The following is a 23,433-nucleotide window of genomic DNA, read 5'->3' as shown; positions in this document are numbered from 1 at the left end:
ATCACCTCTCCTTGTAGCTTGCAGCTTGTAGCTTCCCGCTTGTAGCTTGTAGCTTGTTGCTTCTTCTCAGCCGTTTCATAGCGCCCAGCTCACTTTCGTATACGCGCTTGATGCCATCGCCCAGTGCCAGCTCCACATCACGTATGTCCCGTACCAGCTTTTGCATGCCCTGCGGTTCCACGGAGGCTGCATGGTCGGACCCCCACATGGCCCTGTCGAGCGTGAAATGTCTTTCTACAAAACAAGCGCCCAATGCCACGGCCGCTACGGTCGTCGCCAGCCCCGTCTCATGCCCGGAATAACCTACAGGTGTATCCGGATACAGGTCCATCAAGGTCTGTACCATCCGGAGATTCAGCTCCTGCGGCGGACAGGGATACGCTGACGTGGAATGAGCCACCATGAGATTGTCCGTCCCGAACTTGTCAACAGCTGCTGTGATCTCACTCATCGTGGACATGCCGGTGGAAAGGATATAGGGTCGGCCTGTGCGTTTGACCCTTGCTATCAGGTCGTGATCGGTAAGGCAGGCAGAGGCAAACTTGTAAACCCCGGGATCGAATTGTTCCATAAAGTCGACGGCAGCCTCGTCCCAGCAGGATACGAACCAATCGATCCCCTTCTCCTTACAATACGAATCGATGGCTCCGTACTCATCGAATCCCAGCTCGATCATATGTCTGTAATTGATATAGCTCATTCTTCCCCAGGGCGTATCCCTTTCCAGGTGCCACTGATCCCTGGGCGTGCAAAGCTCAGGCGTCCGCTTCTGGAACTTAACGGCATCGGCTCCTGCCTGTACGGCTTCGTCGATCAGTCGCTTCGCAATGTCCAGGGACCCATTGTGGTTGATCCCTATTTCAGCAATGATGTACACAGGCTGGCCGGCGCCAATACTTCTTTTGCTGCTCACATGAAAAGTGTTCATATTCTTTATTTTTTAAGTTCTATCAACCATTCGGCGAATTCCCTGAAAGCGCCATAGCCACCCTCGTTCCGGCAATGGTAGCGCACTATTTCGCTCACCTGGGGCATTGCGTCGGCAGGACAGGCCGTCAAACCGGCTTTTTCCATCACTTCCAGGTCATTGACATCATCTCCGATATAGGCGATCTCCTGCCACTGCAGCTGAAGACGTTGCATGATCTCCGTAACCCTGTCCAGCTTGTTCCTGATACCCAGATGCAATTCCCGGATCTGGAGCTTCTCTGCCCGGCGAACCACCGAAGGAGAGGTCTCTCCGGTGATGATCCCCGTGTCGATGCCTGCCAGCTTACGAAGGCGTTCAACGCCCATTCCGTCGCGGATGGAAAACCGCTTCATCGCTTCGCCATTCTCCGAATAGTACACGCCGTTGTCTGTCAATACGCCGTCGACATCCGTCAGCAGAAGCTTTATCCGTGCTGCGGATACCTTAAGTTGATCTTCACTCATGCATTATATTTTTAGGTAGTCAGCGCCTTATCAAATAGCCGTCCAGCCACCATCCACTATCAGGTTGCCTCCAGTCATATAGGCAGAAGCATCCCCGGCCAGAAAAACGATGGCGCCCTTATAGTCCACCGGGGTCGCCATCCGGCCCAGCAGCGTCTTGCTGGAATAATTGCCTACGAAAAATGCATCCTGGCTATTCTCTACCCCACCTGGCGATAACGTATTGACCCGCACCCCACGATGTCCCCAATAAGCAGCCAGGAACCTGGTAAAGCCGATCACAGCCGACTTCGTCACAGGGTAGGCAGGCGACTTGTAAAATGTCTGCTCTCCGGCCTCATTACGGTAGATGCGCTGGTCCGGTGCCACGACACCGTAAGTAGATGAAATATTAATGATGCTGCCCGACCCCTGTTCCGCCATAACCCCTCCCAGGATCTGGCTGCACAGGAATACCCCGCTGACATTCACCTGCCAGCTCCTGTTCCACATCTCCAGGGGATAGTGCTCGAACATAGATTGCCTGGCGCCCAGGACGGGATCTTCAAACTTGTCATTGATGGCTGCATTGTTGACCAGCACATCGATGCGTCCATACCTGCTTACGATACGTTCCCTGGCTCCCTGCAAAGAGTTAATATCCGTCACGTCTACCCCTAACCCCATATGCTGTCCCCCCAGTTCCTCCGCAACCCGGACACATCGCCCTTCCTCCAGGTCTGCTGCCACCACCAGCGCGCCTGCTTCTGCCAGCGCTTCACAATGACTCTTGCCCAGTAGGCCACAGGCCCCTGTGACCACTGCTATTTTGCCGGATAGTGAGAAAAGTTCCATATTTCTTATTTTGTCACAGGCTTTGTATTGAAATTGCTGACCTTACGAAACACCGGTTCGATAGGCGCTCCCCGCAGCAAGGATGCCACCTCCTGGCGGGTCACTGCCTCTTTCAGCAAGCCAAGGACTTCCCTGTAGGCTGCCAGCGTGTAATTCACCTCCTCATCCGTATGGCTAAAGCTCATATTGTGAAACCCAGACCATAGAACACCGCGCCTGAGCATCTCCTGCTGAACAAAAGATTTGAGCTCCAGGGGATTGCCCGCAACAGCATCGAAGCTCACCAGGGACCTGCAATCATATCCCGTACACCCTGTGTAATGTGCGATGCCCAGCTCGGCTGCCAGCATATTATAGCCGTCCTTTATCCTTTTGCCTTTCTCCGCCAGGTACGCGGCGACATTCTTCTCCTTCATCTCCTGTATCGTAGCCACTGCCGCAGCCAATGACAAAGCTTCCCCCCCAAAAGTGGTGAAGAAAAAGACCTCCTCTTTGAACAGGTCCATGACCTCTTTCCTCCCTGTCAGCAATGAAATAGGCATCCCATTGGCAAATGCCTTGGAATAGCAGGCCAGGTCAGGTGTCACACCGAAGAATTCCTGCGCACCACCCAGGGCGATGCGAAAGCCGGTCCACATTTCGTCAAATATGAGTAAGGTCCCGTTAGCCTCACATAGGTCCTTTAGCTCCTGTAAGAAATTATGCCGCGGCGCCTCGAACACAAACGGCTCCAGGATCACACAGGCAGTATCCTCATCCAACGCATTTTTTACAGAGTCGATATCATTGTAGCCGAAGGTCGAGGTCAGGTCCCTGACCTCTTGAGGTATCCCGCTACTGCGGCTCGTGACGGAGATATACCAGTCATGCCATCCATGATAGCCGCAGCAAAGCACTTTCTTCCTGCCGGTGAAAGCCCTGGCGACACGAACGGCAGCGCTGGTGACATCCGCGCCTGTCTTGCTGATCCGGATCGCTTCCGCATTGGGAATGATGTCATGGATCAATTCCGCCAGCACGACTTCCAGCTCATGCATCATGGAAAATGTGATCCCATCTTTCAGCTGGGCAATGATGGCCTCATCTACGCGGGGATAGCAGTAACCCAGCGACAAGGGACCAATCGCCATATTATAATCCAGGAACTCATTTCCATCCACATCCCATACGCGGGCGCCTTTCCCCCTTTTCAGGTATTTCGGCGCCACACCGTTGATATATTGTCCGGGACCTTTGGCCAGCGTCTGGGTGACGGGCGTCATGATCGGCAATGCACGCTCGTACAGGCCATCCGACCCCGTTACGACGGGGTACGCTTCATTGAAAGCAACTTTATTCGGCATATAACAGATTGGATGATGTAAATATCTTTCCGGCAATTTTCTCCGGCGTGAGCCCTTCGGTCTCCAACACCCCCGTCAGCAAACCGGGTTTGAACCAACGTTCTTCAAAAGCCATCGGTAAGGTGCGTACCGTAACACCGGCTCTCAGCAGGACTTCAGCTACGATGGAATATAGCCCCCCTGTCAACAGGTGGTCTTCGATGGTCACCAGCATCCGCGACCTTTTGGCCGCGCGCACGATGGCAGCTTCATCTACGGGCTTTAGTGAGCGCATGTTCAGCAGTCCCACCGACAGCCCCTCCCGCTGCAGGATTCGCTGAGCCCTTAAAGCATTCTCGAATAAGAACCCATATACCAATATGGTGATATCCGTGCCTTCTGTAACCACTTCCGCCTTACCTCTTTCAAAAGGCCGGTGAGTATACTCGCCTTTTTTGTGATTCACCCGGACATAGGCCGGGGCATCCGAAGACCAGATGGCCGGCAGCGACCTCACCAGGTCATCCTCGTCAGCAGGACAATATACTTCCATACCCGGTATCCCGCGCATGATGGCTACATCCTCGATGGATTGGTGCGTGGGTCCATTACCGTCAGACAGCAGGCCGGGGATATAGCCGCTGAGCTTCACAGGTAAATGAGCGATCCCGACATCCGTTCGGATGAATTCAAAGGCCCGCATGGTGAGAAAAGGCGCCAGCGCGTGTATGATGGGAATACGTCCTCTTAAAGCAAGACCGGCTGCCATGCCGACAAGGGTTTGCTCCGTGATGCCCGTATCCACAAAGCGGTGGCCCAATGCCTTCGGCACATTCCGGACCAGGGCCCTGTTCTCCGCCGTCATGACGATGATACGCTCATCCGCCAGGGCTGTCTCTATCAACAACTCTTCGTAAGTCATAATTTTTATTTTTTCAACGTACGACCAGGCTTTCCGATGTTATAAGTATTTCTTCTTTAAGGCCGTGTAATTCCTGCAACAGCTGCTCTATTTCCGGTGCCGTGAATGCACAGAACCAACGGTCGGCCCTGGCCTCGATGCTGGGCAGCCCCTTCCCTCTTACCGTATCGGCGATGATGACATTCATACCACCGGTGCCATCGGCAACCGGCAGCTCCCGGAATGCTTCCTCTAATTGCAAAAAATCATGTCCGTCAATACGGCGAACACGGCATCCAAATGCCCTGAACTTGTCCGCCAATGGTTCCAGCGGCACCAGCTCTTCCGTCCGGATATTCGCCTGGAATTGGTTGCGGTCCACTACAAGGGTGAGGTTATCCAGCTTTTGCGCATCGGCGACTAATATGGTTTCCCAGACACTGCCTTCATTCAGCTCGCCGTCGCCTGTAATGACGATGACCCGGTTGTCCGCGCCCCGCAGCCTGCAGTCCAGCGCCACGCCGGCCGCCACGGCCGGAAGATGCCCGAGGGAGCCGGAATGAAACTCTACGCCGGGAATGGCCCTGTTGGGATGCCAATAAATGCTATCAGTGGTAGATAGATGATTATCAAGCCGGCCTGGATCCAGGAGGCCCAACTCCACAAAAGTGCCGTAAAGGGCGGGCACATCATGACCTTTGGATAAGAAAAGATAATCCCTGTGAGGGTCCGATCCGCCTTTGGGTCCATGGCGGAGAAATTCCGAGTAGAGGTAGACCATTAATTCGACGCAGGAAAGCGAAGCGCCGATAAAACATCCGCCGCCGGCGGACATGCGTATGATATGCTCCCTGACACGCAGAGCAATGGACTGCAGTCGCTGGAGCTTGGAATTTGTCACGGAGGGGTTTCTGGTCTCGCCCGGAGATATGGTTTTTAGTTCATCCAGGTGATGTCGATACCAATTGACGCCTGCCAGGGATGCATTGATCCGATAAATATCCGGCCTCCTCTCCAGTAGCTCCAGGATCTCCCGGACTCCAAACAATGGATCCGACGGGTACAGCTGCTCATACACAGCCTGTATAAACTGGTAGTCCGCCTGGTAATCAATCGTCCACCGGTGCGTCATGGAATAATTCAATCCTCCCTCCATCACCACATTGCCAATGCGGAACTGCTCCGGTCTTTCCCAGATATACGGAGTGGTGTGCTCCCTTTCCATCAGCAGGGTCGCATGGGCATGGGCTTTTTTCAGGACCTCCAGCGACATGACCTCCACGTCATTACCATCAGGCCAGGTGGCCGGATGCAGATTGCTGACATAGTCATATTCATGCTCATGATGCAGATAGTAGGCGATCACCTGGTCGACGATCGCAGGATCTATCAGGGGACAATCGCTGGGGATCTTCAGCACAACATCAGCCTCATAGTGGCACGCCGCCCGGTAATGCCTGTCCAGCAGGTCGGCAGCATGCCCCCGGAAACATTCGATACCTTCCTGCCTGCATATTTCCACAATGCTGTCGTCGGCCTGTGAGGGCGTTGTCGCTACAACCACCGTTCCTGCCAGGTTTGCAGCCTGTATCCTGCGCACCTGCTGGACAAATAATGGTTTGCCTGCAAGAGGCATCAGCGCTTTGTCAGGCAGCCGGGTGGACTCACGCCTGGTTTGAATAATAGTGACGATCTTTTTCCCGCAGTCGTTCATGGCTACTGTTTGTATGTTGATGAATAGTGGTCCTGGCCAAAAAGTCTTCCCGGGTGCCTTTGAACTCGATATATCGCCGGCACAGGTCCGCTATACTTGCCGCCGAGCCGCCGCCATTCTGGATGGGGGCCAGCTGCCTTAGCTTCTCCACATCAAAATAGGAATGTACCTTTTTACCTAGGGCGATACCCGTGTACACCACTGTGGAGTACTGGGTGATCAGCTCATCGCAGTTGGCGATCATATGATCCGTATTACCTTCCGTGAAGATCATTGCGCCGGCAGGAGCATATTGACGGATCTCGGCAATGGCGCGTTCCTTTAGCTCATTAGGATGCAGCTTGAAAAGTAAAGGTCTGCCGGCGGCGATCTCCACGCATCGGCGGATGAAGCCCGGCCGGTCATCCTTGTTAAAGCATTCACGGATGTCCGATGTAGCCACCATCACATAGTTATGATGCGGAAAATCGTTGTCAAGGTGGACCGCTGCATGATCGTAATTCGGTATGCCCGTAACAAAGATCCTGGCAGCTTCAGTACCCCACCGGCTGAATTGCGCTTTGTACCCCGCGCTGGCCGCGCAGTAAATATCACAGATATTGCTGCATCCGTTGAAAGCCGTGTTCATGGCAGACCAGGATGGAAGTCCCAGGCGATGCGTCCACTTAGCAAGAGGCGTAACAGGGTCCGTCATGCCTTCCTGTACCCAAACTGTTTTCAAACGGCGCAACTCTTTGGCGACCAGCAAGTCCGTGCATAGAACAGCCATGTCATATTCATGCCCGTAGATCCCGCGGGCGTAATCATTGCGTAAACGATGCCGTTGCAGGTAGGCATCTCCCTTTCTTTTAAATTCACCTGAGAGGATCGTGTTTTCAAGGAAGCCTTTCTTCTTACACCATTTGACGATGGGATGCTTGCTGTATAACTGGCTGAAGTAGCAGTCGTATTCCGGCAACAGGGATGCTATCTGATGCATCTGGCTTGCCTGGTTGGGGGAACCTATCGTAAAGAGAATTTTCTTTGGGCGAAACTTTACGTCCTTCAGCATGGCGCAAATTTCACCGTAAGCTCAATACGGAATATCAATGCCTGTGAGAAGTTACAATAAGTTAGCGCAGAGATTACAAAAACTTAATATTGCCCGGCCATCATTTAAGTAGATCTGCTTATTCAGGTTTATCGAGATAAGGCAGGATAATTTTCTGCCAGATATCATACCCTTTTGCATTCATGTGGAGCTTGTCGCTTTCGAATATATCATCCATCGGCCGCCCTTCAGATGTGAGCATCGGGTGGTACACATCGACAAATGCCGCATGCTTTTGTTGGTGGATAAATTCACGGATAAGCTTGTTGGCGGCTTCCATACGCGGCATTAGTTTCTCCCGGCTGGGGCTGGGCTTAATGGAGACATATAATATATCCACGTTCGGCAGCCGGCTGCGGATGAGATGGAATAATCCGGTAAAACGGCGGAACACCACCTGGGCCGTTACCGAGTCGTTAGACGCCAGGTCGTTATCACCGCAATAAAGCACTATTTGCCGGGGATTATATTTAAAAATAACATCTGACGCATAACGGACGACATCCGGAAAATTGGATCCGCCAAATCCCCTGTTGATAATAGGATAGCCCGGGAAGGCCTCCCGGACCCCTGTCCATTTGCGAAAAGATGAGCTGCCTGTAAAAACGATGGGATGCGCGGGAGGCGGGTTCAGGCTATCAGTCTTTTTAAAGGCGTCTATCTCATCCCGGAAAGGCGGCTGCTGTTGCGCCGGCAGACTGGCGGAGATCGTCAATGCAAATAGCAGGAAAGCGAGCTTTTTCATATGTTATTCCAAGATAATGCATTTTAGCCGTAATTTTAGACATGCTCACCGCCATCGTATTAGCTGCGGGCTCCTCCCGCAGAATGGGTAAGAACAAGCTATTGCTGCCTTATAGAGGCAGACCACTCCTGGCCTATGTGGTAGAAAATATACTCTCCGCGAAGGTCGGTCCTGTCATAGTAGTGACAGGACATGATGCCGAACAGATCGAGGGGGCTTTAAAGGGTTTGCACGTGCAGCTGGTATATAATCCAGGGTATGACAAAGGCATGACCAGCTCTATACAAGCGGGGGTAACCGCAGCGGGTGGCGATGGCTATATGATCTGCCTTTCGGATATGGCGCTCATCAGGCCCGAAGAATACAGACTGTTGAAAAATGCTTTCGAAAAGGAACACAAACGGGATATTGCCTGTATCATTCAGCCTGTCTATGACAACCAGACAGGCAACCCCGTCACCTTCTCGGCTGCCTGGCGGCAAGCTATCCTGGAACACCCCGGTCCCGAAGGATGCAAAAGCATCCTCCATAACCATGCGGATAATTGCTACCAGGTGGAGATGCCCACTTCCAGCGTCCTGGAGGATGTAGACTGGCCGGAGGATTACGACCGGCTTTTCGAGAGCGACTGAGCTATACTTCCATGGCGTCGTACACCACCACTTTAGCCCATAAGTGGCTATAGTTCTTTATAAAATCCAGGTGGATGGGATGATTCTGATACGTGGCCTGACCAGCCAGGTCGGTGAAGAACATCAGTTCGGACACCTGCCAGCTCGTGTCGACCACATCGCGTTTTTCCGTGTCTGCAAGGATACCGACATGGATCTCTTTTACAGTGGGAATACCTTTAAGGGTTTTTACCCCCTCTACCAGCTTGTCCCTGTCTTCTTTGGAGGAAGGATCCTTCAGCGTGAAGAAAACATGATGGGCCAGAGGCGTTTTGGCGGCGGCAGCCTGTGCAGTGAATGGCAGCGCGGCAGCGGCCGTGCCGGCGCCAAGGGCAGCGGCGGTACTCAGGAATTTACGACGGGTATTCTTGCGCATATTTTTCGATGTGGTTTAATAATACTGAAACTAATTTCACCCTCTTGCCGCCTCGATCTCTTCCGCCCTCTTGATCAACGGCTTTCCCAGCAACCTGCTGCCATCGGCCGTGATCAGCAGATCCTCCTCTATCCGAATGCCGCCAAAAGCCCGGAAAGCCTCCAGTTTATCGTAATTGATAAAATCGAAGAACTTACCTTCCGACCTGCGCAGATCCATCAGCTCGGGAATGAAATAAAGACCGGGCTCGATGGTGACCACGAATCCCGGCTCCAGCGCACGCCCCAGACGCAAAGACTTCAGGCCGAACTCCGTGCTCTTCTTTAGATCCTCCGTATATCCTACGTAAGGTTCACCGAGATCCTCCATATCATGCACATCCAACCCCATCATATGCCCCAGCCCACATTGGAAGACCATGGTATGGGCGCCTGCGGCTACCGCCTCTTTTACATCCCCTTTCATAACACCCGCAGCTTTCAGACCTTCCACCAGCTTTTCGCAGGCGATGAAATGCACGTCCCGGAACAATACGCCGGGCTTCAGGGCCGCGATCGCAGCTTCCTGTGCGCTCAGCACTATTTCGTACATCTCCTTTTGAACCGCAGTGAACTTTTTCCCTACAGGGAATGTGCGGGTCATATCGCCCGCGTAGTGCATCGCATTCTCCGCCCCCGCGTCACATAAAGCCATCTGCCCCTCATGCATCACAGTAGTGCTGTAATGATTATGCAGTACCTGTCCGTGCACCGTGAGGATCGTAGGGAAAGAGAGATTACCGCCGCCGCCAATGGCGATGCCTTGCAGGACACCGGCCAGCTGCGCCTCGGTCATGCCATCTTTTGCGCCTTTGATGGCTGCCAGGTGCATAGCCGCTGTGAGATCCACTGCCTGCTCTATCTGTTGCACCTCCTCGGAAGACTTGATGCTGCGCTGGGCCACGACGGCTTTGATCAGCGGCACAGAAGCATGTTCCTTTACTCCCGCCGGAGGAAGTCCCAGCCACCCGCTGAGCTTCTGGATATTTTCGGGCCTGTAAGGAGGCAGGAAATGGATCGTGTGGCCCGAAGACCGGGCCTTCTGTAATACACTGGCCAGCGATACAGGAGGCTCCACATCCGTGATGCCCACTTGTGCCGCCTGGTCGGCAATGGAAGCCTGCGGTCCCATCCAGACGATCTCGTCCAGGGTAAGCTCTCTTCCAAAGAGGATGTCCCTGTCCCCATCGATATCGATGACAGCGGCAAGCCCGGGCTTATCCAGGCCGAAAAAATAAAGGAAGCTGCTATCCTGGCGGAAATGATACCAGTTGTCCTTATAGTTCATGCTGCTTTCCTCATTTCCCAACAACAGAATAAGACCTTTGCCCAGCTGTTGCTTTAGCTTCTGCCTGCGCGCTATATAGATCTGCTTGTCGAACATAATGGATCGTTTTCTCCGGCAATTTAAGATTTTATTCCCCCTACTCCCCGGATACCCCATTGAATACCTCTTAATTCGGCCAGCCCTCTCAGTCTTCCTATGGCGCTATAACCCGGGTAGGTTTTCTTTTTCAGATCATCCAGCATCTGGTGTCCATGGTCAGGTCGCATCGGAAGCGAAATGCCCCGCTTTGCCTGTACTTTCAGCAATTCACCGATGACAGCCACCATGTCCACATCACCGCCCAAATGATCGGCCTCAAAGAAATTCCCCTCCTCATCCCTTTTGGTGCTGCGCAGGTGGATGAAATGAATGTGTTCTCCCAGCCGGCGGACCATGCCGGGAAGATCATTATCCGCCCTTACCCCATACGAGCCGGTGCAGAAACAAAGCCCGTTGGCAGGGGAAGGCGCGCTGTCCAGTAATTCCCGGGCATCCTGCTCAGTACTGACAATGCGCGGCAGACCCAGGATCGGAAAGGGAGGATCGTCAGGGTGAATGGCCATCTTGAGCCCTTCCGCGGCTGCCACCGGCACCACCTGTTGCAGGAAATAAAAAAGATGCTGTTTCAGCTTATGCGCGTCAATGCCTTCGTAAGTACGCAATGCCGCAAGGATCTGCTCTTCTGTGAAGCGTTCTTCACTACCCGGCAGACCAAGCAAAGCGTTGCGATATAATGTTTCTTTTTCTTCATCATTCATCCTGGAGTGACGGACGCGGGCTTTTTCTATCTCTTCTTTCGTATAGTCCCTTTCTGCACCCGGTCTTTTCAGGATGAACAAATCGAAAGCAATGAAGGCGGATTTCTCAAAGCGAAGGGCTTTGCTCCTGTCGGGCATTTCATACGCGATCTCCGTCCGCATCCAGTCGAGGATGGGCATGAAATTGTATGTGACGACTTCCAGGCCACAGCGGGCCACATTGCGGAGACTCTCCTGGTAGTTTTTAATATATTGCTGAAAATTGCCGGTGTGCTTCTTGATGTCCTCATGCACCGGAAGACTTTCGATCACCGTCCAGCGCATGCCGGCCTTTTCGATCTCATCTTTTCTTTTTTGGATCTCCTCCATCGGCCATACTTCCCCAACAGGGATATGATGAAGCGCCGTGACTACACCTGTACAGCCGGCCTGGCGTATATCCCACAGGCTTACCGGGTCATTGGGGCCAAACCATCTCATCGTCTCTTCCATTAACGAATTCCTTTCCATTGCTGTTGAATGTTTAAGACGTAAAAATAGGGCCTGCGGCTCACTTTGCCAATACTGCGTTAGCGCCTTTCGCTCCGCTGTGATCCTTCGGGGTCTTAAAATAGCGACCGGCAAATTGCAGGAATGCCGGCCAGTTCGGACCAGTGGTATGTCCTCCGCTATGCTGGCGGAAGGCTATCTCTCCGCCGGTGAGTGCCGTCTCCATGGGAGGGAACTCCGTCGTGCCAAGGTCCTTTTTTCCCAGCAGCCTGTAAACAGGTCCGGCATATACGCCTCCAAGGAACATGCCTCTCGCGTCTACCCAGTTGCCTTCCACCTGGGGGGAACCCGAGCTGATAAACACTGGCCGGGGAGCGCAGAGCGCCACAAGCTCGTGGGCATCCACGGGCAGGTCGTTGGGAGTAAGCGGTCCCGCATATTTCAGGAAATTACCAGCCATCCAATGGTATTCGGCGGATGAGGCAACGTTCTCCACCTGCTCGCCAAAATGTCGTCGATGGATCTTGACGCCGCCTTCGCCGGAAGAACCTACAAAGGCAATCGCCAGGCGTGGCTCATAGGCCATGGCGACAATAGCAGCTTTTCCATAACGGGAAAGCCCTTCAATGGCTACCTGTTTTGCGTCCACGGCAGGGTCTGTCCCGAAATAATCCAGCGCACGGCTGGCGCCCCAGGCCCAGGCTTTCAAGGCGCCCCAATCATCAGGCTTGCGGGGCTGCCCCTTATTTACCAGTCCGATAATACCTTCCGTCAGTCCAGCTCCGTTGTCGGCTTGTATGCTGGTGGGATAGATAATTGCATAGCCCCAGCCTTTTGCCAGCACCTGTTCCTGCCAGGCCGGAGCCTGAGGACCCGAAGGTGGATCGGGCGGCCGCATGCCAGCCGGCCATCGAAAGCCGAATTCCATGATCACTGGCACCGGCCCCGGGGCATTGGCCGGCGTTGTCAGGGTAAGTTCGATGTTCACGGTGACGGCCGGATAGCTGCTGTTGTCCACATGGCCCGATAATTTCTTTGTTATGACGGAAAAATCTCCCACCTTCTCCTGTGCGGCGCTCACGATCTCCCATCGCACCGCAGGAATACCCGCCGGCATACGTCCATAAACCTCCCTGTCGAAATCTTCCACGATCTCAGGACGTCGCTGCCCCCACCACCTGGCTGAAGTTGTTACCTTCTTCCCATTGTTCAGTACCAGCGGGTCCGGCAGGCTGACATAGGGACTGGCCTTTGACTCATCGACGTTGGCGGCATTGGTTGCCTGCGGATTGCCGGAAGGTCCCGGACGGAGAGAATCGATATGGAGCAACTGCATCATACGACGATGGTCCTGCTCAGCCGTCAGGCGCACGGGGGGAACAACGGGTCCAATCGTATCCGTGCGGAAAGGAGAAGCTGGAAGGCCTTCCTTGTTATATAGGTTCGCGCCTTCCGGATTGTCGGCCCAGGCATAGCGCACTGCCACCGGATCGCTCACCTGCCCGCTCTGCACCACCACGTCGGCGCCCTCGATCATGGCATGGGCCCATACAAAATGTTTGTCAGGGCCGGCTATGGCAAAGCCTTTCAGCGCGCCGCCCCCTTTGGCCGTCAGCCCGCTGCCGATGGATGTAAACCTTATCCGTATGGCGTTACCCTCCCTGCGCATCGAACTATACAGCGGACCACTGTACACCAGCCCCTTCTCCCCATAAGCTATCGCGCGGGCCGCCAAAGCAAGCCGTTTGCCGACATCATATTTATCCAGCGGATGAAGATCGTTCCACTCTCCGACATCCGTCGCCACGGCCATGCCTGTTCGTGGGACGACCAGCGTCTGCAGCTGTGCTTCGCGCAAGGCCGCCCAGTCACTTTCGGAAGGCTGTGCTTTTGCCTCCATAAAATTGGCCAGCTGTACATAGAGGAATGGCAGGTCGTCTGCTCTCCAGTGCCAACGCCAATCGGCGATCATAGCGCTGAATAAACTCCGGTACTCCCAGGCCCTGCCGGCATTCGACTCACCCTGGTACCATATGACCCCCTTGACGGCAGTATGCAGCAGCGGAGCGATCATACCATTGAATAATCCCAGGGGCTTATATTGAAAGAAAGTGGTGGATGGCAGCGGTGTGGCCGTGGCGCCCAGCTTGTAACGCCATTTTCCCCGCAGGTCGATGCGGTTGCCTTCCAGTCCCATCCAATAGGGCTTATCGGTGATAAAGCCGCCCTGGCCGGCGCTGTTGATCACTCTTATGACAAGGGTATTCCTGCCGGGCTTCAGTATTCCGGCGGGTATCTCATATCTTCTGGGCGGATACTGATACCCGGTGGTCCCTACGAATACGCCATTCACATACACCGAGTCCAGGTCGACAATACGCCCCAGCATCAGCTTCACAGATCGCCCCGTCAGCTGCTCAGGCACCTCGATATCTTTCCGGAACCACACCACGCCGTTGACCTGGGGTAGGCCCTGGTCGGACCAGAAGCCGGGTATGTCCATCTCCCGCCATTCAGTCGCATCATAGGCAGGGTCGGACCAGGACTTTACATCATGCAGTCCGGCATCCTGCTGCGCTATGCGCTGGTACCAGGCTTTATTGACGGAGTCCTCCTTCCGGTGGATGCTTTCGGCATAAGAAGGGTCTTTATACTTGGCCGCAACGGCTAAGTGATCGGGGAATTGCTGCAGGGCCTCTTCACTCAGCCAGGCCTCGGCAGGCGATCCTCCCACCGGGGCCTTTATCAGGCCAATGGGTATATGGTATCTTTCATAAAGTTCTTTGGCGAAAAAATAACCCACGGCGGAAAAGGCAAGCACTGTCGCCGGCGTTGCAGACTGCCAGCCACCTGCCTGAAAGTCTTCCCGCGGCCTGCTGAAGTCGTACTGCATGCGGGGCGCGAATTGCCTGATCATTGGATTGGCGGACCGCGCTATTTCATCGGCATATTTTTCTTTTACCCTTTCCATGGGCAACTCCATATTCGATTGACCGGAACACAACCACACGTCTCCTATAAGTATGTCCTTGACCAGTACCTCATCAGATGCGTCGATGCGCATGTCATAGGGACCGCCGGCAGACATGGGCGCCAGCTCCACAGTCCATTTTCCATCGCCGCCCGCGACGGCCGAAGACGAATGGCCATCGAAATGCACAGTCACTTTTTCGCCGGGAGCCGCCCATCCCCAGATAAGCACCTTGCTGTCCCGCTGCAGGACCATGCCATCGCTGATAAGACGGGGGAGACGCACTTGGGCAAAAGACGTAAGAATGCACAGCGACGCGAAAAACGACATACCTGCCGTATAAAAGATCCGGGCATAATTTATTGCTTTCATCACTCGACTTCTTGCTATTATATAGTTTCACCTTTTGAATAGGAAAGATCATCTTCTTCATTATGGTCATGCCTTGGGTCGGTTTTGGTTAATAGTCAACCCTACCCGGTCTCCCGGGCAATGGCCCGCGAGATAAATGTAGGAATTATTTCGAGAAAATGTAACCGATTACATTTTTCATGTATAATTTTGCTTAATTTACCTTTACTTTCAGCATGTAAGCGATTGTATGTCTACACCCAAAGAGATTACCATATACGACCTGGCCCGAAAGCTGAATATTTCTATTGCCACCGTTAGCCGCGCCCTGAAAGACGATCCGGTCGTCAGCAAGAAGACCCGGAAAAAGATTGCGGACCTGGCAGAGAAAATGGGCTATCGCTCTAATAATTTCGCAAGGAACCTCCGTACACAGCGCACCAATACCATCGGGGTCATCGTTCCCCGCCTCAATAGTTATTTTATGGCCGCCGTCATCGCCGGCATTGAAAGCGTAGCCAATAGCGATGGATACAACCTGATCATCAGCCAATCCTCCGAGTCGGCCCGGAAAGAGATGGCCAGCGCCAAGACCATGTTTAATTCCCGGGTAGACGGATTGCTGGTTTCCCTTGCCTATGACACCGACTCCATTAACCATTTCGACGCCTTCATAAAGAAGAATATTCCCCTGGTGTTTTTCGATCGTGTCGAGGAACACGAAAATTGCCTCAGCATACTTATTAATAATAAGAGGGCGGCTTACGAAGCCACCACGCATCTCATCAGCCAGGGACGCCGGCGCATCGTATACATCACCGCCACACCGAAGAGGAATGTATATATCCACAGGCTGGAAGGATATAAAGAAGCACTGAAGGATCAGAAGATCAGGTTCAGGGAAGATTATGTTTTGCTGAGCAACCTGAGCCAGGAAGCGGGTGTGGAGGCAGCAGCCGTCATCCGCCAGATGGATCCCCTCCCCGACGCGGTATTTGTCGCCAATGACAACTGCGCCGTAGGATGCATGGTAGCCCTTAAACAGGGCGGCATACGCATTCCGGAGGACATTGCCTTCGTAGGCTTTAACAATGACCCTGTATCCACCGTCGTGGAACCGAATCTCACTACCATCAATTACCCAGGCTATGAAATGGGACAGGTGGCGGCACGCAACCTGATCAATCATCTCAATGGCGCCTCCAGTATCAACGTGACCAATACTATTATTTTACGATCTGAGCTCATCGTCCGGGAATCTTCCGGGCGCAACCGTTGAGAACATACCCTAAAAGATAAACCATGCAAACTGCCAGTCCAAACAAAGTAGCGATCGTCACCGGAGGAGGTGGTGGCATCGGCCTGGCCATCGCTGAAAATTTCGTATCGCACGATATTACAACGGTGATCATTGGCCGCAATCAGGAAAAATTGAACGCTGCCGGCGCGGACCTGGGTCCGCTGTGCCACCCCGTCTGCCAGGACCTGGACGATCTCGCAGCCCTTCCCGGCCTCATACAGCAGATAATCACCCGATTCGGCCGGATCGACATCCTGGTGAATAATGCGGGCATCAATCAGAAAAAAGAGCTCACAGACGTCAGCGACCTGGAATTCCAACGTATACTCCATACCAATGTGTCGGTGGTATTCGCCCTCTCCCGGGAAGTGGTGAGATCCATGGTGGCAGCCGGCAATGGCGTCATCATCAACATAAGCTCCATGGCCGCACAATATGGCATACCGAAAGTTATCGCCTATAGCGCTTCCAAATCCGCCATCGAAGGGATGACGAAGGCCATGGCCGTAGAGCTTGCCCCCAAAGGTATCCGCGTCAACTGTATTGCGCCCGGATTCATCGCAACAGATATGTCGGAGAAAGCGCTGAACGGAGATGCCGAACGAAAACAAAAGGTCATGTCCCGGACGCCCATGGGCCGGTTGGGTGCCCCTGCCGACATAGGCGAAGCCGCCCTTTACCTTGTCTCTGAAGGAGCGAAATACGTGACAGGCGTCGTGCTCCCCGTCGATGGAGGTAACTCCATCGGCTTTTAACGATCATCATATGAAGAATTTACTCCTTATACTGCTTACCATCGGCTGCACGCAGCAAGCCCCTGCACAGGACATGGTCCTCCATCGCGCAGATGCCGCCGCCTTTCCGATCGTCTCACCCGCAGGCGCCACTGCCATTTATGTCGACAGCAACGACCATTGGCTGGTACGCCAGGCAGCCATCTTTCTCCGGCAGGATATTCAACGGGTAACAGGTCGCCTGCCGGTGATCCTTCACCGGATACCTCCGGACGCCGCAAACCTTATCATCATAGGCAGTCATGACGGCAGCCCTTCCGTGGCCCGTATTGCCGGCGACAGTCTCCGGGGAAAATGGGAAGCCTTCGCCCTGCGCGTCATTCCCCACCCTGTCAAAGGGGTCGGCCAGGCCCTGGTGATTGCGGGCAGTGACCGCCGGGGAACAGCCTATGGGGTCTTCGAGCTGTCAAAACAGATGGGCGTATCGCCCTGGTATTGGTGGGCCGATGTCCCCGTCCCACCCCAAAAAGTGATCTATTTCCGGAAAGACGCGCAGACCTGTCAGCATCCCGCGGTAAAATACCGCGGCTTTTTCATCAATGATGAAGCGCCCAGCCTGTCCGGCTGGACAAAAGAAAAGTTCGGCGGCTTCAATCACCTTTTTTATGAGAAAGTGTTTGAGCTGCTGCTACGCATGAAAGCCAATTACCTCTGGCCGGCCATGTGGGGCAATGCATTTAATGATGATGACACCCTAAATCCCGTCCTGGCGGATAAATATGGCATCGTCATGGGGACATCTCATCACGAACCGATGATGCGTGCCCAGCAGGAGTGGAAGCGTTATGGCTCCGGTCACTGGAATTACGAGACCAATGCCGCCACCTTGGATTCATTCTGGCGGAAAGGCATTCAGCATATGGGCGATCACGAAAGCATCGTGTCCATTGGCATGCGTGGCGATGGTGATATGCCCATGACGGAAGGCAGCAATATTGCCCTGCTGGAAAAGATCGTCAACACGCAACGCAGGATCATTCGCGAGGTCACAGGCCGGGCGCCTGAGTCCGTTCCGCAATCCTGGGCGCTATACAAAGAGGTGCAGGATTACTATGACAAAGGCATGCGCGTACCGGACGATGTGACGCTGCTGCTGTGCGATGATAATTGGGGCAATGTCCGCAAGTTGCCCGCCCTGCCGGACAAAGCGCGCAGCGGCGGTTACGGCATGTACTATCATTTCGACTATGTGGGCGATCCCCGTAATTACAAATGGCTCAACACAAACCCGCTTCCACGCGTCTGGGAACAGATGCACCTGACGAAGGAATATGGCGTCGATCATATCTGGATCGTCAACGTGGGAGATATCAAACCCCTGGAGCTACCCATCACTTTCTTCCTCGACTATGCCTGGAACCCGGATAAATGGCCGGCTGACAGCCTGGATGCGTATGTTCGCCATTGGACGAATGCTCAATTCGGACGCAAATTCTCCGAAGACATTGCATTCATCCTGAAACAATATGCTTTCTACAATGGTCGGCGCAAACCCGAGCTGTTGGCGCCGGATACTTATAGCTTACTGAATTACAATGAAGCATTACGCGTAGTCACAGACTACAACTCCCTGGCCCGCAAAGCCGATTCCATCTATTCCCTGCTCCCGGCCGCAGCCCGGGACGCCTATTACCAGCTCGTGCTCCACCCCGTGAAAGCCTGCGCCAACCTGAACGAGCTTTATTTCACCGTCGCCCTCAACCACCTCTATGCAGCCCAGGGTAGAGCAGAGACCAATACGCTGGCCGAAAGAGCTTTGGCCCTGTATACCAGGGATTCCCTAATTTCCAACTATTACAATGACACGCTGGCCGGCGGAAAATGGCGGCATATGATGGACCAGACCCACATCGGCTATACTTATTGGCAACAACCTCCCGTCAACAAGATGCCCGATGTTGTCCGGCTTTCCCCTTCCGACATTCGCCCATGGGGCGTATCCATCGAGGGATCTTCCGGCAGCTGGCCCCGCGACTCGATGCCTGCGGCACTGCCCGCTTTCGACCAATATGGAGCCCCCGGACACTATATTGACGTATACTCAGCACCACCCACCTATACTATCCTTCCCGGCGCCGACTGGCTAAAGACAAACATTGCACAGGCTACCCCTATGCACAATCGCTTACTGATCACCGTTGACTGGGGAAAAGCCCCTCCCGGTACACATCACATCCCTATCCACATCACCGGCCCTGGCGGCGAAAAAGTGACAGTGACAGCCATCATCAACAAACACCCCCTTAATGCGGCTGCCAACGGCTGTTTCCTGGAAGGCGACGGCTATGTTTCCATGGAAGCGGAACATTACACCCGCTCCGTGCAAACTGCAGTTAAATGGCAGCGAATACCGGGACTGGGTCGCACGCTGTCAGGCATGCAGGCCATGCCCGTCACTGCTCCAGCCCAAACCCCTGAGGGCAATAGCCCCAGATTGGAGTATGCGGTGTATCTCCTTGACTCAGGTCAATACAACGTTCATGCATATTTTTCTCCTACTTTGAATTTCAGTGGGAAAGGACTGCGATATGCCCTCTCTTTTGATGATCAGCCCGCACAGGTGATCGACCTGGCGAAAAATTCCACCGGCAAAAGTTGGGAGATCTCCGTAGCAAATAATACCTTTATTTCATCATCACAGCATGCGCTCCTCCGACCCGGCAAGCATGTACTGAAATATTGGCTGGTGGATCCCGGTGTGGTGTTACAAAAGATCGTAGTCGATGCAGGAGGTATGAGATCCAGTTACCTCGGCCCCCCGGAATCCCGTTTTAAGGCTCGTTGATATTCCGCTCCCGCGGCTGACCCGCCGCAGAAAGCAATTGCCCGGACCCAACGGACCTTACAACAACCTTGTCCTATATGTTACGTCCTATTGCTTGCCTGGGCATCCTGTCTGTGCAGTTTTCCTTACTGTCGTACGCCCTGTATGCTCAAAAAAATGAAACTGCGAAACAAGAAATTCAGATAACTTATACAAGTATAAGCGGAATAACGAAAGTTCTCCCTGGAGGAGATCGCTCCAAAAAAATGATCGTACTTGTGCCCGACACGAATTCGAAGGATTTTTTGCAGGCGATCAGGGACCTGCAGGTCATTGATTACCCGACGGAAGAGGTCCTCGGGGCCATGAACCACGCTTTTGACCTTGCAATAGCCAGCGGAGGGTACGAACACCAGTTCTTTGTAGGAAAAAAAGGGAAAGTGTCCATCATTGTGCAGGGCTTAAAGGATCGCATCGACAGCATTGCCAACCGGAAGGTACGGGTGGACCTGGATTCCATAAAAGGCGACGAACCCGCTTACGATGTACATACGCATGGGGACAGCCTTGCAGGAGACGTGATCCCATATTTTAAGCCAGATCCTTCCGACACCGACAGGCTGGCCATCAATTTCCGGGGCCGGAGACAGGCAAGTGTGATATTGTCCTTTGAAAGAAAAAAACTTCCCAATCTAAGCACCGGGAATAGTACCAGCGTTCCATTCGGATCAGGCAGTTCAGAAGAGAAGTTCATATACACGCGGGTGATCGTCTTTTATAATCAGAAAGGAACCATCTTTAAACAATACTTCAGTGATTTTACAACATTCGTTCGACTACATGCCCACGAAAATTAAAATTACCTTTATCATCCTTTCATGTCATATCCTATCCTTCGGTCTTTGTCAAGGCCAAAACAATCTGGCCCTTACAACACGAACTCCCATTTCACCCTCTTTTCACTTCGACTCCACCATGTACTACCAGGATTCTGTAGTCTATCTGTTCAATACCAATATGATCCCGAGGTCCGACAATGAATTCATCCGCCCTCTTTTATTCAGGATTAAATTACCCGCCGGCCTCCTGTGCACCTATACTTCCGGTTTTGACGCTTTCGGCTTCCTCTATCCTGAAAAACAAGTGGTATTTGTGCACCTGGACCCCTACGGTGAAAATTTCCATGATACATCTTACCGCATCATGGACAAGCGCGAAACGGAACGGCTGCTGCTCTACAAATTAAATACACTGAACCACCGGGATCAGCTGGATATGGATGGCAATCCTTTTGACCCCAACCGATCTACCTGGCTCATCAAAAGAGGCAAGGCTACCATTCTTCTTTATAACATCAACAATGAAAATGCAAGCCGGTTCATCAGATATGCCATGAGTTTCAGTTTTCTATAGTCATGACCAGATACAGCGGGCCGCCCTAAGAAAGCATATTGGAAAATAGTACAGTTTCCGTAAATTTATAAAGGGAGATCCTTGCGTCCGGCGAGAAACCCCATTCAAAACGATTGCTGCTGGCAAAATTATGAACGGCGAATGCCGTTCATAATTTTTTTCTACCTTGCCCGCATGATCAAATTCATATTTTGCTGCCTCGCGCTGGCCTTCGCGCAACCAATACTGCTCAGCCAAACCCTTTATACCCCCCGCAATATCCAGGATGCTTATAAAAGAGGCACCCGCTCCCCGGACGGTCGGCCCGGGCCGAATTACTGGCAGAACAAAGGCCGGTATAACATCGTTATCAACGCAGCGCCCCCCGACCGGACCATCCGGGGTACCGAACAGATCACCTATATCAACAACAGCCCGGATACTATACAATCCCCCGTCATCAGGCTTATCCTGAACATCCATCGTCCGGGAGCGGTCCGGTATGGCGTAGCTAGCCCCGAATATCTCACCAACGGGACTGAGATCGACGCATTTTCCGAAAACGGGCGCTCCAGGCCCTTCCCCGCCAAAGGAGCTGGCGCAACCTGGAAAGCTTTTCGTCTGGACAGACCTGTCGCTCCGCATGACTCCGTCCAGCTGTCCTTCGATTGGCATTACGAAATATCGCTGGAAAGCAACCGGGAGGGGATGATCGATTCCACCACCTTTTTCCTTGCCTATTTCTATCCTCGCGTAGCCGTATACGACGACTATAATGGATGGGACAGACTGGATTTCACCGACCAGCAGGAATTCTATAATGATTTCAATGACTATCACCTTACTGTCAATGTACCGAAGGACTATATAGTCTGGGCAACGGGGACGCTGCAAAATGCGGAGGCCGTCCTCACACCCGCCTGCGCAAAAAAACTGGCGGCCTCCATGTCCACCGATGATATCCTGCACATCGCCACGAAAGAGGATCTCCTCAAACATCGGGTCACCACCCCCAATGCCGTCAACGCCTGGAAATGGACAGCAGACGATATCACCGACGTGACGGTTGGTCTCAGCAACCACTTTGTCTGGGACGCCTCCAGCGTGGTGGTCGATGACGCCACCAAACGCAGGGCCAGTGTACAGTCCGCCTACAATGACACGGCGGAGGATTTTCATCAAATGGTGGAATTCGGCCGTCATTCCCTGGATTGGCTGTCCCATAACTGGCCGGGTATCCCTTACCCCTTTCCAAAAACCACTATCTTCCAGGGCTATGCGGATATGGAATACCCTATGATGGTGAATGACAATACCACTGAGGATCCCATCTTTTCCCGGTTTGTCGCAGAACATGAGATCGCGCATACCTGGTTCCCTTTCTATATGGGTATCAATGAAGCCCGGTACGCATTTATGGACGAAGGATGGGCTACTACCTTCGAGCTGCTCATCGGCAGGGCAGACCTGGGCGTCGAAAAAGCCGAAAACTTTTACAGGCAGTTCCGCGTCAACAATTATATCTACGATCCTTCACAGGAGGAGGATCTGCCCATTATCACACCAGCCAATGTCCTGAAGGATGTCGCTTACGGCAACAACGCCTACGGCAAGCCTTCCCTTGCCTACCTGGCCATGAAAGACATGTTGGGTGACGATCTGTTCAGAAAATGCCTTCATGAATACATGGCCCGCTGGCATGGCAGGCACCCGACTCCCTGGGATTTCTTCTATACATTCAACAATGTCGCGGGGAAGAATTTGAATTGGTTCTGGAACAACTGGTTCTTCACCAATAACTACATCGACCTCGCGATCGACAAAGTGGAAGGGAACAATGTCCTTATCAATAACATCGGCGGATTTGCGATTCCTTTCGACATGGTGATCCATTATGCGGATGGCAGCAGCGACAAACAGCACCTGACCGCTGCGACATGGAGCAACAATGAAAAAATGACGCAGATCACCGTTGCACCGGCTTCCGGAAAAAAGATCCGGTCGCTGGAATTGAAAGGTGGTATCTATGTGGATGCGGACGTGACCAATAATAGCTGGACAGCCCCGCGATAGGACGACAAAGATGGGTGGACCATTACCCGGCCGCCTGAGTTTACCCTTAGGGCACGTCAATTAATCCCCAAAACCTTCGCTTTAAAAGA

At 53.2% G+C, this 23,433-nt stretch carries 19 protein-coding genes; 7 read left to right on the top strand and 12 right to left on the bottom strand.

What is annotated here, in order from left to right; all coding sequences use genetic code 11:
* Position 1 precedes the first annotated feature (1 nt).
* From Q4E93_RS18005 to Q4E93_RS17970, 8 genes are all read right to left on the bottom strand, one after another.
* On the bottom strand, positions 2 to 928 hold the full coding sequence (locus Q4E93_RS18005; RefSeq protein WP_303587537.1) for an N-acetylneuraminate synthase family protein: 927 nt from the start codon (positions 926 to 928) through the stop codon (positions 2 to 4).
* A gap of 5 nt (positions 929 to 933) precedes the next feature.
* The gene (locus Q4E93_RS18000) at positions 934 to 1,434 is read right to left on the bottom strand and encodes a KdsC family phosphatase (RefSeq protein WP_303587535.1); all 501 of its coding nucleotides are present in this window, start codon (positions 1,432 to 1,434) and stop codon (positions 934 to 936) included.
* A gap of 30 nt (positions 1,435 to 1,464) precedes the next feature.
* On the bottom strand, positions 1,465 to 2,268 hold the full coding sequence (locus Q4E93_RS17995; RefSeq protein ID WP_303587533.1) for an SDR family oxidoreductase: 804 nt from the start codon (positions 2,266 to 2,268) through the stop codon (positions 1,465 to 1,467).
* A gap of 5 nt (positions 2,269 to 2,273) precedes the next feature.
* Positions 2,274 to 3,611, bottom strand: a complete 1,338-nt coding sequence (locus Q4E93_RS17990; RefSeq protein ID WP_303587532.1) for an aminotransferase class III-fold pyridoxal phosphate-dependent enzyme — start codon at positions 3,609 to 3,611, stop codon at positions 2,274 to 2,276.
* Positions 3,601 to 4,512, bottom strand: a complete 912-nt coding sequence (locus Q4E93_RS17985; RefSeq protein WP_303587530.1) for a transketolase family protein — start codon at positions 4,510 to 4,512, stop codon at positions 3,601 to 3,603. Before Q4E93_RS17985 ends, Q4E93_RS17990 begins: the two co-directional genes overlap by 11 nt.
* Positions 4,513 to 4,525: 13 nt before the next feature.
* A complete protein-coding gene (locus tag Q4E93_RS17980) occupies positions 4,526 to 6,205 on the bottom strand; it encodes a cytidylyltransferase domain-containing protein (protein ID WP_303587528.1) in 1,680 nt (559 codons plus the stop codon).
* On the bottom strand, positions 6,156 to 7,256 hold the full coding sequence (locus Q4E93_RS17975; RefSeq protein ID WP_303587526.1) for a hypothetical protein: 1,101 nt from the start codon (positions 7,254 to 7,256) through the stop codon (positions 6,156 to 6,158). The genes Q4E93_RS17980 and Q4E93_RS17975 overlap by 50 nt, the downstream gene beginning before the upstream one ends.
* Positions 7,257 to 7,374: 118 nt before the next feature.
* Positions 7,375 to 8,040 (bottom strand): GDSL-type esterase/lipase family protein, encoded by a 666-nt coding sequence (locus tag Q4E93_RS17970; RefSeq protein ID WP_303587525.1) that lies wholly within the window; start codon positions 8,038 to 8,040, stop codon positions 7,375 to 7,377.
* A 41-nt stretch (positions 8,041 to 8,081) separates the two neighbouring features.
* On the opposite strand from Q4E93_RS17970, the gene Q4E93_RS17965 reads away from it, so the two are divergent.
* Positions 8,082 to 8,672, top strand: a complete 591-nt coding sequence (locus tag Q4E93_RS17965) for a nucleotidyltransferase family protein (RefSeq protein ID WP_303587524.1) — start codon at positions 8,082 to 8,084, stop codon at positions 8,670 to 8,672.
* 1 nt (position 8,673) lies between these two features.
* Here the strand turns inward: Q4E93_RS17965 and Q4E93_RS17960 are convergent, their stop codons facing one another.
* Genes Q4E93_RS17960 through Q4E93_RS17945 form a run of 4 tightly spaced genes read right to left on the bottom strand, consistent with a single transcriptional unit; the run spans position 8,674 to position 15,042 of the window.
* Entirely contained in the window at positions 8,674 to 9,087 is a 414-nt protein-coding gene (locus Q4E93_RS17960; protein WP_303587522.1) for a Dabb family protein, read from the bottom strand.
* 36 nt (positions 9,088 to 9,123) lie between these two features.
* Positions 9,124 to 10,509, bottom strand: coding sequence for an aminopeptidase P family protein (locus Q4E93_RS17955; protein WP_303587520.1), 1,386 nt, complete (start codon positions 10,507 to 10,509; stop codon positions 9,124 to 9,126).
* Positions 10,510 to 10,532: 23 nt separating this feature from the next.
* Positions 10,533 to 11,720, bottom strand: a complete 1,188-nt coding sequence (uxuA, locus tag Q4E93_RS17950; RefSeq protein WP_303587518.1) for a mannonate dehydratase — start codon at positions 11,718 to 11,720, stop codon at positions 10,533 to 10,535.
* Between the two features lie 40 nt (positions 11,721 to 11,760).
* A complete protein-coding gene (locus Q4E93_RS17945) occupies positions 11,761 to 15,042 on the bottom strand; it encodes a glucuronyl esterase domain-containing protein (protein ID WP_303587517.1) in 3,282 nt (1,093 codons plus the stop codon).
* A 229-nt stretch (positions 15,043 to 15,271) separates the two neighbouring features.
* Between Q4E93_RS17945 and Q4E93_RS17940 the strand changes: the two genes are divergently transcribed.
* The 6 genes from Q4E93_RS17940 to Q4E93_RS17915 all read left to right on the top strand — a co-directional run bounded on the left by Q4E93_RS17940 (position 15,272) and on the right by Q4E93_RS17915 (position 23,344).
* Positions 15,272 to 16,300, top strand: a complete 1,029-nt coding sequence (locus Q4E93_RS17940; protein WP_303587516.1) for a LacI family DNA-binding transcriptional regulator — start codon at positions 15,272 to 15,274, stop codon at positions 16,298 to 16,300.
* Between the two features lie 23 nt (positions 16,301 to 16,323).
* Complete coding sequence (locus tag Q4E93_RS17935; RefSeq protein ID WP_303587515.1) at positions 16,324 to 17,076, top strand: SDR family NAD(P)-dependent oxidoreductase; 753 nt, start codon at positions 16,324 to 16,326, stop codon at positions 17,074 to 17,076.
* A 10-nt stretch (positions 17,077 to 17,086) separates the two neighbouring features.
* The gene (locus Q4E93_RS17930) at positions 17,087 to 19,900 is read left to right on the top strand and encodes a glycosyl hydrolase 115 family protein (RefSeq protein ID WP_303587514.1); all 2,814 of its coding nucleotides are present in this window, start codon (positions 17,087 to 17,089) and stop codon (positions 19,898 to 19,900) included.
* 245 nt (positions 19,901 to 20,145) lie between these two features.
* Positions 20,146 to 20,736, top strand: coding sequence for a hypothetical protein (locus Q4E93_RS17925; protein ID WP_303587513.1), 591 nt, complete (start codon positions 20,146 to 20,148; stop codon positions 20,734 to 20,736).
* Between the two features lie 118 nt (positions 20,737 to 20,854).
* Complete coding sequence (locus Q4E93_RS17920) at positions 20,855 to 21,292, top strand: hypothetical protein (RefSeq protein WP_303587512.1); 438 nt, start codon at positions 20,855 to 20,857, stop codon at positions 21,290 to 21,292.
* Between the two features lie 174 nt (positions 21,293 to 21,466).
* A complete protein-coding gene (locus tag Q4E93_RS17915) occupies positions 21,467 to 23,344 on the top strand; it encodes a M1 family metallopeptidase (protein WP_303587511.1) in 1,878 nt (625 codons plus the stop codon).
* The last annotated feature ends 89 nt before the right edge of the window (positions 23,345 to 23,433 follow it).

The sequence above is a fragment of the Flavitalea plasmicola genome, assembly GCF_030546645.1.
GTDB lineage: Bacteria > Bacteroidota > Bacteroidia > Chitinophagales > Chitinophagaceae > Puia.
The sequence above is the reverse complement of the archived record's forward strand: the minus strand, read 5'-3'. Positions and strand labels throughout refer to the sequence as shown.

Excerpts from the sequence above, each read along its gene's own strand:
- Q4E93_RS17925 (WP_303587513.1), top strand. The coding sequence starts at position 20,146 with ATGATCGTACTTGTGCCCGACACGAATTCGAAGGATTTTTTGCAGGCG.
- Q4E93_RS17985 (WP_303587530.1), bottom strand. The coding sequence starts at position 4,512 with ATGACTTACGAAGAGTTGTTGATAGAGACAGCCCTGGCGGATGAGCGT.
- Q4E93_RS17930 (WP_303587514.1), top strand. The coding sequence starts at position 17,087 with ATGAAGAATTTACTCCTTATACTGCTTACCATCGGCTGCACGCAGCAA.
- Q4E93_RS17965 (WP_303587524.1), top strand. The coding sequence starts at position 8,082 with ATGCTCACCGCCATCGTATTAGCTGCGGGCTCCTCCCGCAGAATGGGT.
- Q4E93_RS17935 (WP_303587515.1), top strand. The coding sequence starts at position 16,324 with ATGCAAACTGCCAGTCCAAACAAAGTAGCGATCGTCACCGGAGGAGGT.
- Q4E93_RS17995 (WP_303587533.1), bottom strand. The coding sequence starts at position 2,268 with ATGGAACTTTTCTCACTATCCGGCAAAATAGCAGTGGTCACAGGGGCC.
- Q4E93_RS17920 (WP_303587512.1), top strand. The coding sequence starts at position 20,855 with ATGTACTACCAGGATTCTGTAGTCTATCTGTTCAATACCAATATGATC.
- Q4E93_RS17980 (WP_303587528.1), bottom strand. The coding sequence starts at position 6,205 with ATGAACGACTGCGGGAAAAAGATCGTCACTATTATTCAAACCAGGCGT.
- Q4E93_RS17945 (WP_303587517.1), bottom strand. The coding sequence starts at position 15,042 with ATGAAAGCAATAAATTATGCCCGGATCTTTTATACGGCAGGTATGTCG.
- Q4E93_RS17975 (WP_303587526.1), bottom strand. The coding sequence starts at position 7,256 with ATGCTGAAGGACGTAAAGTTTCGCCCAAAGAAAATTCTCTTTACGATA.
- Q4E93_RS17960 (WP_303587522.1), bottom strand. The coding sequence starts at position 9,087 with ATGCGCAAGAATACCCGTCGTAAATTCCTGAGTACCGCCGCTGCCCTT.
- Q4E93_RS17940 (WP_303587516.1), top strand. The coding sequence starts at position 15,272 with ATGTCTACACCCAAAGAGATTACCATATACGACCTGGCCCGAAAGCTG.
- Q4E93_RS17915 (WP_303587511.1), top strand. The coding sequence starts at position 21,467 with ATGATCAAATTCATATTTTGCTGCCTCGCGCTGGCCTTCGCGCAACCA.
- Q4E93_RS17970 (WP_303587525.1), bottom strand. The coding sequence starts at position 8,040 with ATGAAAAAGCTCGCTTTCCTGCTATTTGCATTGACGATCTCCGCCAGT.
- Q4E93_RS18005 (WP_303587537.1), bottom strand. The coding sequence starts at position 928 with ATGAACACTTTTCATGTGAGCAGCAAAAGAAGTATTGGCGCCGGCCAG.
- Q4E93_RS17955 (WP_303587520.1), bottom strand. The coding sequence starts at position 10,509 with ATGTTCGACAAGCAGATCTATATAGCGCGCAGGCAGAAGCTAAAGCAA.
- Q4E93_RS18000 (WP_303587535.1), bottom strand. The coding sequence starts at position 1,434 with ATGAGTGAAGATCAACTTAAGGTATCCGCAGCACGGATAAAGCTTCTG.
- uxuA (WP_303587518.1), bottom strand. The coding sequence starts at position 11,720 with ATGGAAAGGAATTCGTTAATGGAAGAGACGATGAGATGGTTTGGCCCC.
- Q4E93_RS17990 (WP_303587532.1), bottom strand. The coding sequence starts at position 3,611 with ATGCCGAATAAAGTTGCTTTCAATGAAGCGTACCCCGTCGTAACGGGG.